Annotated in this window: 11 protein-coding genes; 2 read left to right on the top strand and 9 right to left on the bottom strand. The window is 59.5% G+C overall.

Annotation, left to right across the window (positions count from 1 at the left end):
- Positions 1 to 14 precede the first annotated feature (14 nt).
- Positions 15 to 767, top strand: a complete 753-nt coding sequence (locus PVA19_RS20920) for an SDR family oxidoreductase (protein WP_274104063.1) — start codon at positions 15 to 17, stop codon at positions 765 to 767.
- A gap of 368 nt (positions 768 to 1,135) precedes the next feature.
- Here the strand turns inward: PVA19_RS20920 and PVA19_RS20915 are convergent, their stop codons facing one another.
- The 8 genes from PVA19_RS20915 to PVA19_RS20880 all read right to left on the bottom strand — a co-directional run bounded on the left by PVA19_RS20915 (position 1,136) and on the right by PVA19_RS20880 (position 12,029).
- Positions 1,136 to 3,793 (bottom strand): nitrate reductase, encoded by a 2,658-nt coding sequence (locus tag PVA19_RS20915; RefSeq protein ID WP_274104062.1) that lies wholly within the window; start codon positions 3,791 to 3,793, stop codon positions 1,136 to 1,138.
- 2 nt (positions 3,794 to 3,795) lie between these two features.
- Positions 3,796 to 4,125, bottom strand: coding sequence for a nitrite reductase small subunit NirD (nirD, locus tag PVA19_RS20910; RefSeq protein WP_274104061.1), 330 nt, complete (start codon positions 4,123 to 4,125; stop codon positions 3,796 to 3,798).
- Between the two features lie 103 nt (positions 4,126 to 4,228).
- Complete coding sequence (gene nirB / locus PVA19_RS20905) at positions 4,229 to 6,688, bottom strand: nitrite reductase large subunit NirB (protein ID WP_274104060.1); 2,460 nt, start codon at positions 6,686 to 6,688, stop codon at positions 4,229 to 4,231.
- A gap of 6 nt (positions 6,689 to 6,694) precedes the next feature.
- Complete coding sequence (locus PVA19_RS20900; RefSeq protein ID WP_274104059.1) at positions 6,695 to 7,492, bottom strand: ABC transporter ATP-binding protein; 798 nt, start codon at positions 7,490 to 7,492, stop codon at positions 6,695 to 6,697.
- A gap of 12 nt (positions 7,493 to 7,504) precedes the next feature.
- Positions 7,505 to 8,401, bottom strand: a complete 897-nt coding sequence (gene ntrB, locus PVA19_RS20895; RefSeq protein ID WP_274104058.1) for a nitrate ABC transporter permease — start codon at positions 8,399 to 8,401, stop codon at positions 7,505 to 7,507.
- A 77-nt stretch (positions 8,402 to 8,478) separates the two neighbouring features.
- Positions 8,479 to 9,777, bottom strand: a complete 1,299-nt coding sequence (locus PVA19_RS20890; RefSeq protein ID WP_274104057.1) for a CmpA/NrtA family ABC transporter substrate-binding protein — start codon at positions 9,775 to 9,777, stop codon at positions 8,479 to 8,481.
- Between the two features lie 364 nt (positions 9,778 to 10,141).
- Positions 10,142 to 11,413, bottom strand: a complete 1,272-nt coding sequence (locus PVA19_RS20885; RefSeq protein ID WP_274104056.1) for a CmpA/NrtA family ABC transporter substrate-binding protein — start codon at positions 11,411 to 11,413, stop codon at positions 10,142 to 10,144.
- A gap of 28 nt (positions 11,414 to 11,441) precedes the next feature.
- The gene (locus tag PVA19_RS20880) at positions 11,442 to 12,029 is read right to left on the bottom strand and encodes an ANTAR domain-containing response regulator (RefSeq protein WP_111850875.1); all 588 of its coding nucleotides are present in this window, start codon (positions 12,027 to 12,029) and stop codon (positions 11,442 to 11,444) included.
- Between the two features lie 156 nt (positions 12,030 to 12,185).
- Between PVA19_RS20880 and PVA19_RS20875 the strand changes: the two genes are divergently transcribed.
- Entirely contained in the window at positions 12,186 to 12,893 is a 708-nt protein-coding gene (locus tag PVA19_RS20875; protein ID WP_274104055.1) for a FadR/GntR family transcriptional regulator, read from the top strand.
- Between the two features lie 63 nt (positions 12,894 to 12,956).
- Here PVA19_RS20875 and PVA19_RS20870 read toward each other — a convergent pair whose 3' ends face one another.
- Entirely contained in the window at positions 12,957 to 14,375 is a 1,419-nt protein-coding gene (locus PVA19_RS20870; protein WP_443111654.1) for an aspartate ammonia-lyase, read from the bottom strand.
- Between the last annotated feature and the right edge of the window lie 233 nt (positions 14,376 to 14,608).

The raw sequence follows: 14,608 nt of genomic DNA, 5'->3' as shown, positions 1-14,608 counted from the left end.
AGCGGAGAGCAGATATGACAGCCACGATTCTCATCACCGGAGCGACCTCTGGCTTCGGCCTTTCCACCGCGCGTCTCTTTGCAAGCCATGGCTGGAAGGTGATCGGGACCGGCCGTCGCGCCGAGCGGCTCCAAGACCTTAAAGATGAACTCGGATCGTCCTTCCACGGTCTGGCCTTCGACATTACCGATCAGGAGGCGATGCGTTCGGCTTTCGCTGAATTGCCGCAGGAGTTTTCTGCAATCGACGTCCTGGTCAACAATGCCGGTCTGGCGCTTGGAACGGCACCTGCGCCGCAAGTGCCGCTTCAGGACTGGCACACCATGGTTAACACCAATATTTCGGGACTGTTGAACATCACCCACCACTTGCTGCCGACGCTGATCGAACGCCGCGGCATCGTCGTCAATCTTTCCTCGGTCGCGGCGAGCTGGCCCTATGCCGGCGGCAATGTCTATGCCGGTACCAAGGCGTTCCTGCGCCAGTTTTCGCTTGGGCTACGATCGGATCTTCATGGCAAAGGCGTGCGCGTCACATCCATCGAGCCCGGCATGTGCGAAACCGAGTTCACGCTGGTGCGCACCGGCGGCAACCAGCAGGCATCCGACACGCTTTACAAAGGCGTCAACCCGATCCTGCCGGAGGATATTGCGAACACCATTCACTGGGTGGTGTCTCAGCCGAAGCACATCAACATCAACGCCATCGAGTTGATGCCGGTGAACCAATCCTTTGCAGGCTTCCAGGTCCATCGCGACACGCAGTGATCAAAAAAACGTCATAGTAAAAGCAGTTATGCAATTTATGCATTGCTGCCCTGCGAGTGCCGCGCTTTTCAGCGCCGGGTAACGGGAGTATATATTGATCATCGAAACGACGCACTCCTCCTCCCAGCGTCGTTCGATGTGGATTGGCGATACTCCTCCTCCCAATTGCCAATCAAGTTCAAAGCCTGCCGCACCTCCTCCCGCGGCAGGCTTTTTCTTTTCTGGATACCTCTTCGATATCTAGTTTTGCCTTCCAGGCGCGATCGCCGGCTCACGAGAGGTGGTTGCCGCATCCTGCTTTAAGAAAACCGAGTCCGACTTTCGGGCCGATGCTGTAAGGCTTCCCCACCTCGTTTCCTGTCGATATGTCACTCGGCTGCGGTCTTCAGGCACCCATCGATGATGGTGCGGATTTCCGCCCGGCAGGAGCCGCAATTGGTGCCGGCGCTGACGCAGGCGCCCACCGCCTCGACTGTGTGGCAGCCCTCGCGGATCGCGCTGGTGATCTGGTTGATGCCGACATTGAAGCAGGAGCAGACGGTGGCACCGGGATCGGGTCTGCCGGCGCCCGGCCTGCCCGCGACGAGCGCGAAGCGGTTGCGTAGATCCTCATGCCGCTCTTTCAGCTGGGCGACCGCCCAGTTTCGCGCAACGGCGACGGGCGCGGCCGCGATAAACAGCGCCGCCAGTAACTTATCTTCGTCAAAAAAGGCGAGCCGAATGTCGCCGGTTCGATTGTCGGCATAGCCGAGCGGTTCGACGTGGGCATCGATCCCGAAGATTTTTCGGCTCCAGCACATCCAGTCCTCCGGCAGAGTTTCGAAAGCAAGCTCCACACGATAGCCGCCCTCGGCCTTGGCGAGAGCCCAATAGGCGCAGTCGAGCTTTCGCGGAGCCGTAGCAGTCACCGCAAAGGCATAGGCCTTTGCTTGAAAGCGGCGCGCCGTAACGGCGACATTTTTCGATGCCGGCTGCCCGGAGAAGGGATCGGTGGTGGGCGGCACCAGCCTGTCGATCCGGGCATTGGCGGCGAACTGATCGTTCCAGTGCATCGGCACGAAGAGGCTGCCGCGTGCCTGCCTGTCGGTGATGAGCGCGCGCAGGATCACCGTGCCGAGAGGGCTTTCCACCTCCACCAGATCGGCACTCTCAATCCCCGCTTCCATCGCATCGCGGGGGTGAAACTCGACGAAAGGTTCGGCCAGATGTGAGGATAGCCGGGCACTTTTGCCCGTGCGGGTCATGGTGTGCCACTGATCGCGGATGCGGCCTGTGTTGAGCGTCAGAGGATAGTCGGCGTTGGTGCGGCTCGTGTGCGGCAGCGCTGTGGAGACGAAACGCGCCTTTCCATCCGCATGGAAGAATTTCCCATCGGCGAAGAAGCGCGTCGTCTGGCGGGTCTCTCCCGGGGGCTTTGGCCAGTTGAACGGTGCCAAGTCGTCATAGGTCGGTTGCCCGATCTCGGCAAAGGCGCCAATATCGAAATCACGGCTGCCATTGTTCTCGAAGGCCGAGAGGCTGGCATGTTCGGCGAAAATCTCCGCGGGATTGGCATAGGTGAACGCATCGGCGTAGCCCATGCGCTTGCCGACTTCGGCAAATTGCCACCAGTCGGCTTTTGCTTCGCCTGGCGCTGGAAGGTAGCCGCGCTGGCGGGATATGCGCCGTTCCGAATTGGTGACGGTGCCGTCCTTCTCGCCCCAGCCGAGTGATGGCAGCAGTACATGCGCATGGCGTGCCGTATCGGTCGTCGCCATGATGTCGGAGACGACGACGAAGGGGCATTGCTTCAGCGCCGCTTCCACGGCCCCGGCATCGGGCATGGAGACTGCCGGATTGGTCGCCATGATCCAGAGCGCCTTGATGCGACCATCGGCCACCGCCTGGAAAAGATCGACGGCTTTGAGGCCGGGCTTAGTCGCAATCGCCGGCGCTTTCCAGAAGCGCTGCACCCGGTCGCGGTCCTCGGCGCTTTCGATGGCCATATGGGCGGCGAGCATATTGGCGAGACCACCCACCTCGCGCCCGCCCATGGCATTCGGTTGCCCGGTTAACGAAAAAGGTCCCGCGCCCGGCTTGCCGATGCGGCCTGTCGCCAGATGGCAGTTGATGATGGCGTTGACCTTGTCGGTGCCGCTGGACGACTGGTTGACGCCCTGGCTGTAGCAGGTGACGACGTTTTCGGTGCGCTCGAAAAGGTCATAGAAGCGGATAAGCTCGGCGAGGCTGAGACCCGTCGCCTCGACCAGGCTGGCCATGCCAATGTCAGAGGCCGTTCGGACGGCCTCTTCGAAACCCTGCGTGTGGCTTTCGATATAGGTCTTGTCGAGCGTCGCTCCCTTGGCCAGATGCGCCAGCAGGCCGGTGAAAAGAGCCACATCCCCATCCGGCTTGATGGCAAGATGCATATCGGCAATGTCGCAGGTCATGGTCCGGCGTGGGTCTATCACCACCACCTTCATGTCCGGCCGTTCTGCCTTGGCCGCTGCAAGGCGCTGATAGATGACCGGGTGACACCAAGCGAGATTGGAGCCGGTCAGGATGACGAGATCGGCGAGAAACAAATCCTCATAGAGACCTGGAACCGTGTCCGAGCCGAAGGCGCGGCGATGGCCTGCGACGGAGGACGACATGCAAAGTCGCGAATTGGTGTCGATATTGGCCGAGCCGACGAAGCCCTTCATCAGCTTGTTGGCGAGATAGTAGTCCTCGGTCAGCAATTGTCCTGAGACATAGAAGGCGACCGAATCCGGTCCATAGGTCGCGATCGCTTCGGAGAATTTCGAGGCCACGAGATCAAGCGCCTCATCCCAATTCACTCGGTCACCACCGACGTGCGGGTAAAGCAGCCGGTCGTCGAGATCGAGCGTTTCGCCAAGTGCCGATCCTTTGGAGCAGAGCCGGCCGTAATTGGCGGGATGATCCGGATCGCCCTTCACCGAAACGCCACTGTCGTCATCGACCTTCGCGATGACGCCGCAGCCGACGCCGCAATAGGGACAGGTGGTCTTGACCTCTTGTGCCATGCTTACTCCGCAGCGATCATCATGCTTTCAAGAGCAACAGACAGGTTGCCATCGATGTTGCGCACGGCGATGGTGCGCACCGCACCCTCGTCGGCGCCTTCGGCCTTGCCGGTTTCCAGCGAAATGACCCAGTTGTGCAAAGGGCAGGTCACCGACGCGCCATGAACGATGCCTTGGGAGAGCGGCCCGCCCTTGTGAGGGCAGTGGTCTTCGATGGCATAGACGTCGTTATCGGCTGTGCGGAACACCGCAATCTTGCCCATCGGCGTCTTCACGCAGCGCGCGCCGCGCAGTGGAATGTCAGAGATATTGCCGATTTCGACCCAGTTCATCGTCGTCATCCTGTGTCCGGTTGGAAGTTTTGGGATGGGGCGACATCTCCTCCATGTCGCCCCACCACCCAGCGCTATGCACCGATGGCTTCGAAAGCCCCGGTCACTCTGCGGCTTGATTGAAGCCGATGGTCGCCATCGGCTTGAACTCGTGCTTGTGTTCGCCGGACACACGCTCCGACCAGGGATCGACCTGGGCGAACTTCTGGCTGAAGACAAAGCGCTCGTAGAAGCCCTTGCGTTTGTCGGCGTCATCCATGATCTGGCGGCGGATTTCGTCGTAGCCGATGCGCTTTGCCCACTTGTAGATGCGCTCAAGATAGCGGGCCTGTTCGCGGTACATTTGCGTCAGCGCCACGATATGCTCCAGCGCCTCATCCGCGGTCTTCACCAGACCGAGAATTTCAGTACCTTTGATGTCGAGGCCCGCAGCGCCGGCAAAGTGGATTTCGAAGCCGGAATCCACGCAGATCACACCAATATCCTTGCAGGTGGCTTCGGCGCAGTTGCGCGGACAGCCCGAAACGGCAAGCTTCAGCTTGGCCGGTGTCCAGGAGCCCCACATGAACTTTTCGATGCGAATGCCAAGCCCCGTGGAATCCTGCGTACCGAACCGGCACCATTGCTCGCCCACACAGGTTTTGACGGTGCGTAGACCCTTGGCATAGGCCTGGCCGGAGATGAAGCCAGCCTTGCCGAGATCGGCCCAGACGGCGGGCAGGTCTTCCTTTTCGATGCCGAGAAGATCGATACGCTGACCCCCTGTCACCTTCACCAGCGGGATCTCGAACTTGTCCACGACATCGGCGATGGCGCGCAATTCACCCGCATTGGTCACGCCGCCCCACATGCGTGGAACGACGGAATAGGTGCCATCCTTCTGGATATTGGCGTGAACGCGCTCATTGATGAAGCGGGACTGATAGTCATCCGCATATTCATCCGGCCAGTCGCAGACGAGGTAGTAGTTCAGCGCCGGACGGCATTTGGCGCAGCCGCAGGAGGTCTTCCACTCCAGTTCCTGCATGACGGCAGGAATGGTCTTCAGCCCTTTGGCTTTGATCAGACGGCGCACATCGTCATGGCCAAGATCGGTGCATTTGCACATGGGCTGCACCGCCGTGGGATTATAGCTGTCTCCAAGCGTCAGCGTCATCAATTGCTCAACGAGCCCTGTGCAGTTGCCGCAGGAGGCCGAGGCCTTGGTGTGAGCGCGCACATCGTCAAGCGAGGTCAGGCCCTTGCCGGTGATGGTGGAGGTGATTTTTCCCTTGCAAACGCCGTTGCAGCCGCAGATTTCCGCATCATCCGGCAAGGCTGCAACGGCCGCCATAGGGTCCAGAGGGGAGCCCCCCTGATAGGCTTGGCCGAAAATCAGTGTTTCGCGCATCTCTGTGATGTCCGCGCCCTTTTTCATCAGGTCGAAGAACCACGAACCGTCCGAGGTCTCACCATAGAGGACCGCGCCGATGATACGATTGTCTTTGAGGATCAGGCGCTTATAGACGCCCGCCGTCGCATCGCGCAGCACGATCTCTTCACGGTCATCGCCCTCGGCAAAATCGCCTGCGGAGAAGAGGTTGATACCGGTGACTTTGAGCTTCGTATTGGTGACGGAGCCGTGATATTCGGACTGGCCGCCGATCAGGCGGTCGGCCAGCACTCTGGCACTTTCGTAAAGTGGCGCGACGAGACCATAGCAGATGCCGCGATGCTCGGCGCATTCGCCGAGCGCGTAGATTGAGGAGTCCGACGTCATCATGCCATCATCGACGACGATACCGCGATTGACGGCAAGACCTGCTTCCTTGGCAAGGCCGGAGGCCGGGCGAATGCCGACCGCCATCACCACCATGGTCCCTTCGATGATGCGGCCGTCTTCCAGCTCGATGCCCTCGACTTTGGCTTCGCCGAGAATGCGCTTGGTATTGGCCTTGGTGATGATGTCGATGCCACGTTCGGTCAGCGCCTTTTCCAGAAGGTAAGCCGCTGCCGGATCGAGCTGGCGCTCCATGATGGTCGGCATCAGGTGGATGACGGTGACATCCATGCCCTGACGCTTCAGGCCATAGGCTGCTTCGAGACCAAGAAGACCGGCGCCGATGACGATGGCGCGGCCCTTGCCGCCGGCGATCTCCAGCATCTTCGTTACGTCATCGAGATCACGATAGGCAAGAACGCCTGGCAACTGGTGCCCGGGAACAGGAATGACGAAGGGCGAGGAGCCGGTGGCGATCACCAGCTTGTCGTAAGAGGCGGTGATGCCGTTCTCGCTGGTGACGGTTTTGCGCTCGCGGTCGATATGGCTGACCTTCGCGCCCTTGTGCAGGGTCACGCCATGGGCTGCATACCAGTCGTCATTGTGAATGACGATGTCTTCATAGGCCTTTTCACCGGAGAGAACCGGCGAGAGCATGATGCGGTCGTAATTGACGCGCGGCTCGGCGTTGAAGATCGTGACGTCGAAGACACCGGGGGCGGTCTCGAAGAGGTTTTCCAGCATCCGGCCCGGCGCCATGCCGTTGCCGATGATGACGAGTTTCTGGGGCTTTGTTTCGGACATGGGGTCTTACTCCGCTGCTTCGACGAAGCGGTGACGTTCGTAGAGGAACTTCAGCACAGCTTCGCGGCATTTGAGATAGGTTCGGTCGGATGCAAGCTCGATGCGATTGCGCGGTCGCTCCAGCGGCACATCGAGGATTTCGCCGATATGAGCGGCCGGGCCGTTGGTCATCATCACGATGCGGTCGGAAAGCAGAACGGCCTCATCCACGTCGTGGGTGATCATGATCATGGTGTTGCCAAGCCGCGCATGGATTTCCATCACCGCGTCCTGCAGATGGGCGCGGGTCAGCGCATCGAGCGCGCCGAAAGGCTCGTCCAACAGCAGGATTTTTGGTTCCATCGCCAAGGCCCGAGCAATACCGACGCGCTGCTTCATGCCGCCGGAAATCTCGGATGGCTTCTTGTCCTTCGCATGGGCCATCTGCACGAGATCAAGATTGCGCATGACCCAATCATGGCGCTCGGCCTTGGACTTGGTGTAGCGGAAGACCTTCTCGACGCCGAGATTGACGTTTTCGTAGACGGTGAGCCATGGCAGCAGGCTGTGGTTCTGGAAAACGACCGCACGCTCCGGACCCGGTTCGTTCACCTCGCGGTTTTCCAACAGCACCACGCCGGAGGAAACCTTGGTCAGACCGGCAATCAGGTTGAGCATGGTGGACTTGCCGCAGCCGGAATGGCCGATGACGGAGACGAACTCGCCCTTGTCGATGATGAGGTTGATGCCCTTCAGCACCTCTGCGCGACTGCCACCCTTGTCGAAATATTTGTCGATATGATCGAGCTTCAAATAGGCGTTCATGAAGAAATCCTCCTAGTTCGCTGCCGCGCCGCGGGTGATGAGCTTTCCGGCGGCCGCCACCAGCTTGTCGAGGACGAAGCCGACGACGCCGATATAGGCGAGTGCCACGATGATGTCGGGCAGGCGGGATGAATTCCACGCGTCCCAGATGAAGAAGCCGATGCCCACGCCACCCGTCAGCATTTCAGCCGCGACGATGGCAAGCCAGGAGAGGCCGACGCCGATGCGAAGACCGGTGAAAATGTAGGGCGCGGCGGATGGCAGCATGATCTTGTAGAAAAATTCGATCTGGTTGAGACGCAGCACCTGCGCGACGTTGCGGTAATCCTGCGGGATGTTGCGCACGCCAACTGCGGTATTGATGATGACCGGCCAGATGGAGGTGATGAAGATCACGAAAATGGCGGATGGATTGCTGTCCTGAAACGCGGCCAAAGACAGCGGCAACCATGCAAGCGGCGGGACCGTGCGCAGTACCTGGAAGATCGGATCGAGGCCACGCATTGCCCAGACGGACTGGCCGATGATGGCGCCGACAACGACGCCGACGATCGCCGCAAGACCAAACCCATAGGCAACACGTTCGAGCGAAACGAGAACGCGCCAGCCAAGGCCGATATCCTGAGAGCCATAATGGAAGAAGGGGTGGACGATCAGGTCGTAGCTTTCCTCAAAGACCTGGCTTGGAGGCGGCAGTGACGCGCCGGGCGCCGAACAGAGCGCCTGCCAGAGGCCGAGCAGGATGATCAGGACGACGAGTGGCGGAACGACGTTTCGCGCAATCGATGCGGCGATCCTGCGAGAGGAGAGTACCGACACGGGGCGGCGGTTCATGGCAATCACGGTGCCACCCTTTGGCGTCGCAACGGTGATCGCCGTGCTTTCTGTCTTGCGTGCGGTTGCGGTCATGGTCTTGTCCTGTTTCCGGATGGTGTGTTGCACGGGTTGCGCGCCCCTCCGCCGGCTGCGGAGGGGCTATGGCGTCCTCAGGAGGCCGCCTTGATCGACAGGCTGTCGAGATAGGCGGATGGGTTTTCGGGATCGAAGACCTTGCCATCGAAGAAAATTTCCTTGCCACGGGAGGTGGAGGTCGGAATATCGGCAGCGGCAACGCCCAAGTCCTTCGCAGCAGCGCGCCAAAGATCTTCGCGGTTGACCTGAGACACCAGGGCTTTGATGTCGGTGTCCGGCGCGAACTTGCCCCAGCGGATGTTTTCGGCAAGGAACCAGCTGTCATGGCTCTGGAACGGATAGGATGCCGCGTCCTTCCAGAACTTCATGTAGAGATCGGTGCCATGGGCAACGCGGCCATTGCCGTAATTGATGTCACCCTTCAAGCGGCCGAGCACATCCTTTGGCGGAACGTTGAACCACTGGCGCTTGCCGAGAATGGTCGACATCTCCTCCTTGTTGTCCATGCTGTCGCACCATTGCTGGGCTTCCATCACGGCCATCAGCATGGCCTTAGCGGCATTCGGGTTCTTCTCAACCCAGTCGGCGCGCATGCCGAGCGCCTTTTCTGGATGCCCCTTCCACAGCTCTCCAGTCGTACAGGCAGTAAAGCCGATGCCCTGGTTGACCAGTTGCTCGTTCCAGGGTTCGCCGACACAGAAGACATCCATGTTGCCGACCTTCATGTTGGCAACCATCTGCGGTGGCGGAACGACGATGGTGGAAACGTCCTTGTCCGGATCGATGCCGCCAGCCGCCAGCCAGTAGCGAAGCCACAGATCATGCGTGCCGCCGGGGAAGGTCATGGCCGCCTTGATTTCCTTGCCGTCCGCCTTCTTCTTTTCGAAGGCGGCTTTCAGTTTCGAAGCATCGAGCTGGACGCCGGTGTCGGCATAGTCCTTGGCAACGGAGATGCCCTGGCTATCGAGATTGAGGCGGGCGAGGATCGCCATCGGCACCGGCACGTTGTTCTGCGTCACCTTGCCGGTGTGCATGAGATAGGGCATCGGGGTCAGGATATGGGCACCGTCGATCCCGTTGGACGCGCCGCCGAGAACGAGGTTGTCACGTGTCGCCCCCCATGAGGCCTGCTTCAGCACCTCGACATCGGGCATGCCATGCTTGGCGAAAAGTCCCTTTTCCGATGCGACGATCAGTGGTGCCGCATCGGTCAGCGCGATGAAGCCAAGTTTCGCGCCCTTGACTTCAGGTTCGGACGTGGCGGCGAAGGCGCCAGAAGGGAAAGCCGTTCGGACGGCGGTGATCAGGGCTGCAGTGGCCGACGTCTTCAGGATCGAGCGGCGGCTGATCGAACTGGAAAGCATTTTCTTCATGTCGCATGTTCCCCTTTTTGGCAGCCTCATGGGCGCCCTATGACTTTTGCGAAGCCCAAAAACAAAAAAACGCCGCTCGGTGATGCGCCTTCGGAACGGGAGGAGGTTCCGGGCTGCATACCTTGCGACGTCTGTGTCGTATGAAGAACGCTGATAACGCGTTCCTGCTGCTCCGATCGCCGTTGACCCGAGCGTTTTACACAAAGCAAGCACCGTGCCAGTTTTTGTGCGTGTCTCTACTAAATTGAAAAATATAAGTTTTTTTAGATGCGGGGTCTGTAGTTGGTATTTAAGCCAAAAAATTTCAGGCTATTATTTAATCTGCGCTCCGACCCTTGGCTCCAAAAATGCAGCATTCGATGCTTCAGAAGTCGCCTGTCGCGGGTTGGGCCGTGGCCGAATTCTTAACCGGGAAGCGCTCGACATAGGCTGGAATGTCTGAGGGATCGAAGGTCATTCCATCCATGAAGAGTGCTCCTGCGCCATCGTTTTCATCCTGAAGAGCAGCGCCGCCCGTGCCTAGCGCCGCGCGATACAGGTCAGGACGATAGGCGGATGCGGCAGCCTTGGCACCCTCGGCCGAAAACGTGGTCTGCCCCCAGCGGATCATCTGGCTGTAAATCCAGAGCGCCTGTTTGGGTTGCGGATCGTTGGCGTGATCGGCGTGGAACTGGAAATATTTATCGATGACGCGCTGGTTGCCCTGGCTGTCGATATGGAATTCTCCTCCGAGCACGCGTCGGAGAATATGTTCAGGCGCGCCGATATAGCGCGGATCGGCAAGCGCTTCGCTCAAAGCCTGCCGATTTCCCAGGCCGTCGCACCAGCGGGCGGCGGCGTCCAATGCCACGAGAAGTCTCGCCACGCTTTCCTGCTGGCTCTCCGCCCAATCGGGGCGCATGCCGATGACTTTTTCCGGTGCGGACGGCCAGATATCCTGCTTGACGGCCACGATGCGCCCGACGCCGCGCTCGCAGGCAATCATGTTCCAGGGAGCGCCGACGCAAAAGCCGTCGATTGCACCGGCCGCAAGCGCATCGGAGGTTAGCGGTGGCGGCACGACCACCAGTTTGACATCCGTGTCCGGGTGGATGCCACCCGCTGCCAGCCAGTAGCGAAATTCGTAATTATGCGACGAGAATGGATAGGTCATGCCGAGCGTGGGCGTCGGCTCTCCCTTGGCCCGCATCTCATCAAGCACGCTTTTCAGCGCGCGGGCATTTTCCAGCGCCCCCGCTGTCGCGGACAAGCCGGTCGTCTCCTGCATCCTTGAGAAAAGCGCAGTGGAAAGCGTAATGGCGTTGCCGCCCCGCCCGAGTGAAAAGGGCGTGATGGTCGGCGAGGGGTTTGAGCCGAGACCGAGCATGGATGCCACCGGCATGGGGGAAAGCATGTGGGCAATGTCGAACTGGCGAAAGGCGAGGCGGTCGCGAACATTCGCCCAGGAGACATCTTTCACCAGGTCGAGCTTCAGCCCTTCCTTCTCGGCAAAACCGAATTCGGCCGCGGCAATCAGAACCGAGGCGTCCACAAGCGGAATGAAACCGGCCCGGAGGGTGCGCTGCCGGTCATTGCCGATCGGCGCAGGCGCTGCAATGCCGGATTTCCTGTCTGCAAGATCGTCTATGACCGTCATGCTATCGCTCCTCGTCCGGTGGCGGCCGTTACATCAGTAGCCCGGCAGCCGTGACCACGCTCTGCGCGATCTCGGACAATTTCTTTTTCTCGTTCATCGCCGTCTGGCGCAGCAGTGCGAAGGCTTCCTCTTCGGAAAGTCCGCGCATCTTCATCAATATGCCTTTGGCGCGCTCAATCACTTTGCGCTCTTCGAGCGCGGATTTCGCCTCGGCCAATTCTCGCTGCAGGCGGCTAAACGCGTTGAACCGGCTGACCGCCATATCGAGGATCGGCTTGACGCGCTCTTTCTTCAGCCCGTCGACGATATAGGCCGAAACACCGGCTTCCACGGCGGCCTCGATCGAGGCCGTGTCCGATCGGTCGACAAACATGGCGATCGGCCGGCTGATCGTGCGCGTGAGTTGAAACAGATGCTCCATCATGTCGCGATTAGGATTTTCCAGATCGATAACGATCACATCGGGCTGCAGCGTCTCGATGGTGCGGGCCACCCCGTTGACCTCGTGAATGACCGTGACCTTCATATGACCGGCCTCACGCAGTCCTTCCTCGATAATCGAGGCGCGGATGGCGTTTTCATCGATCACAAGAATGGTCAAATCCCGAAGCGTCATGCGCGCATCAATGCCGCAGACCTATCGAAATAGCAACGTTTTTCATCATGTCTAAAAATTAAGCAAATGAGTAGGGTCACAGCTTTCTTTGGTTCTGATCATTCTGTCAGCAGGCCGCTTCTTGACAATGATATGATGTTTGGAAAGGTTACTGACATGAGTGCAGGGGCTGATTGGATTTACGAGGCGAACCCGGTTAATCGCAAAAGTGCGGCAGAATCGGTATTCGAGGATTTGCGGTCGGCCATCGTGTCGGGCCGGTTGACGGTTGGCACACGCCTGCCATCGGAAACGCATCTGGCCGGTCGATATGGTGTCAGCCGCCCCATCGTGCGCGAAGCGCTTCGCTCGTTGCAGACGCCTGGCATGACGCAGACGCGCACGGGCAGTGGCACTTTCGTCCTGACGGATTCTCCCCGACAAGAGTTGCGCTACGGCGGCTATTCGGCACGCGATCTGATGGAGGCGAGACCTTTCGTCGAGGTGCCCGCCGCCGGCTGGGCGGCGCTTCGCCGAACGGACCAGCAGGTGGCGCGGATGATGAAGCTCTGCGGCGAGATGGATCAACAGGAAGATTTGCACAAATGGGTGCTACTGGACTGCGAGTTCCATAGCGCCATTGCAGAGGCTTCCGGCAACTCGCTGTTTGCCAAGGTGATTGCGGATGCCCGTGACAGCGTCAGCCAGCAATCGGAACTGCTGAACCTCATGGCCCACCGCCGCGTCGCCTCAAATATCGAGCATCGCAAGATTGCAGAAGCGATCGAGGCAGGCTCTGAAGATGGCGCGCGCCAGGCGATGGAAGCCCATCTTGGCAAGGTCAAGCAGGCGGTGACCTCTATCATGGGTGATGACGCCAGGTAAAGCGTAGCGTCTGGGAATGCCGGAAGACTGTCATCGTCTCCCGGCTTGCCTTGTCTGAATGTCTTATGCGGCAGGCTGCACAGCAGGTGCTGAGATATTTGCCAACAATTCCGGCCTCAGCGCCTCGATCAACTGTTCAGCGCTCATATAGCCTTTTTCCAGCACGACCTGTGGCACGGTTCGACCGCTTGCCAGTGCCTCGCGTGCAACCTCGGTTGCGGCGTAATAGCCGATCAGCGGATTGAGCGCCGTCGCAATGCCGATCGATTCTTCCAATCGACGCGCCATGATATCGACATTGGCGGTAATCCCGACGACGCAGCGTTCCGCGAGCGTCCGGCAGGCGGTGCCAAGCTGAGCGATGCTTTTCGACAAGGCCCGCACGATGACAGGCTCGAAGGCGTTTAGCTGAAGTTGACCGCCCTCTGCGGCCATGGTGACGGTGATGTCGTTGCCGATGACCACGAAGGCGACTTGGTTGACGACTTCCGGGATCACAGGATTGACCTTGCCGGGCATGATGCTTGAGCCGGCCTGTACGGCGGGGAGATTGATCTCACCGATGCCGGCACGGGGACCGGAGGACAGCAGGCGCAGGTCATTGCAGGTCTTCGAGAGTTTGACGGCGACGCGCTTCAATACGCCCGAGAGATGAACGAAAGCGCCAGGATCCTGCGTTGCCTCGATGAGGTCGCTTGCCGTTACCAGCGGTCGTCCTGTCAGTTGGACCAAATGCTTGCAGGCAATCGCGGCATAACCGGCAGGAGCGTTAAGGCCTGTGCCGATCGCCGTCGCACCGAGGTTGATCTCATGCAGCAATGCTGCCGATTCGATTAGGCGCGCACGGTCTTCCCCAAGCATCACGGCGAAGGTGCGGAATTCCTGGCCGAGTGTCATCGGCACTGCATCCTGCAACTGCGTGCGCCCGACTTTCAGAACGCCGTCAAATTCGCGGGCCTTCGCCTCGAAAGCGTCCTGGAGCACAAGCATGGAGGCGGCCAGTTCATCGATGGATTCGATCAAGGCGATGTTGATCGCCGTCGGATAGGCGTCATTGGTGGATTGGCTGAGATTGACGTGATCGTTCGGGTGCAGGTGCTTGTAATCGCCCTTGGCGTGCCCGAGAATTTCCAATGCGCGATTGGCGATCACCTCATTGGCATTCATGTTGGTGGACGTTCCGGCCCCGCCCTGAATCACATCGACGATGAATTGGTCGTGGAGGGCGCCGTCACGGATCTCGCGGCAGGCCGTGACTATGGCGTCCAGACGCTCCTGATCTAGCAGTCCCAACTCATGGTTTGCCAATGCAGCGGCCTCCTTGACGAAGGTCAGTCCGCGAATGAGGTAGGGATAGCGGCCGATCGTTGCGCCGCTGATCTGGAAATTCTCCGCCGCGCGCTGCGTGTGCACGCCCCAATAGGCATCTGCAGGGACATCCTTGGGCCCAAGAAGATCGCGTTCCTGACGCATCGTGATCATATCATCCTCCATGTTGATCCGATAATCTGTAAAGCTGCTAGACAGATTTAACTTGGTTTAATCCTGTCCATGATGTAGGTCAATGGCCGGGGAGAGGGTTGACGGGCGCGCAGTCGAGAATTAAGGGATCGAAAATCTGTCATGCAGCCTTACAGAATGGCTACCTTGACCTTTCGGCGCCTGGAGTTTTGACAGAGCATTGCTCGCGCAAGGACAGAACGGGTCATTCATCA

This window comes from Agrobacterium sp. CNPSo 3708 (assembly GCF_028674915.1).
Lineage (GTDB): Bacteria > Pseudomonadota > Alphaproteobacteria > Rhizobiales > Rhizobiaceae > Agrobacterium > Agrobacterium cavarae.
Note: the sequence above shows the minus strand (reverse complement) of the source record. Positions and strands in the feature narration are given on the sequence as shown.

Excerpts from the sequence above, each read along its gene's own strand:
- PVA19_RS20920 (WP_274104063.1), top strand. The coding sequence starts at position 15 with ATGACAGCCACGATTCTCATCACCGGAGCGACCTCTGGCTTCGGCCTT.
- PVA19_RS20915 (WP_274104062.1), bottom strand. The coding sequence starts at position 3,793 with ATGGCACAAGAGGTCAAGACCACCTGTCCCTATTGCGGCGTCGGCTGC.
- nirD (WP_274104061.1), bottom strand. The coding sequence starts at position 4,125 with ATGAACTGGGTCGAAATCGGCAATATCTCTGACATTCCACTGCGCGGC.
- nirB (WP_274104060.1), bottom strand. The coding sequence starts at position 6,688 with ATGTCCGAAACAAAGCCCCAGAAACTCGTCATCATCGGCAACGGCATG.
- PVA19_RS20900 (WP_274104059.1), bottom strand. The coding sequence starts at position 7,492 with ATGAACGCCTATTTGAAGCTCGATCATATCGACAAATATTTCGACAAG.
- ntrB (WP_274104058.1), bottom strand. The coding sequence starts at position 8,401 with ATGACCGCAACCGCACGCAAGACAGAAAGCACGGCGATCACCGTTGCG.
- PVA19_RS20890 (WP_274104057.1), bottom strand. The coding sequence starts at position 9,777 with ATGAAGAAAATGCTTTCCAGTTCGATCAGCCGCCGCTCGATCCTGAAG.
- PVA19_RS20885 (WP_274104056.1), bottom strand. The coding sequence starts at position 11,413 with ATGACGGTCATAGACGATCTTGCAGACAGGAAATCCGGCATTGCAGCG.
- PVA19_RS20880 (WP_111850875.1), bottom strand. The coding sequence starts at position 12,029 with ATGACGCTTCGGGATTTGACCATTCTTGTGATCGATGAAAACGCCATC.
- PVA19_RS20875 (WP_274104055.1), top strand. The coding sequence starts at position 12,186 with ATGAGTGCAGGGGCTGATTGGATTTACGAGGCGAACCCGGTTAATCGC.
- PVA19_RS20870 (WP_443111654.1), bottom strand. The coding sequence starts at position 14,375 with ATGATCACGATGCGTCAGGAACGCGATCTTCTTGGGCCCAAGGATGTC.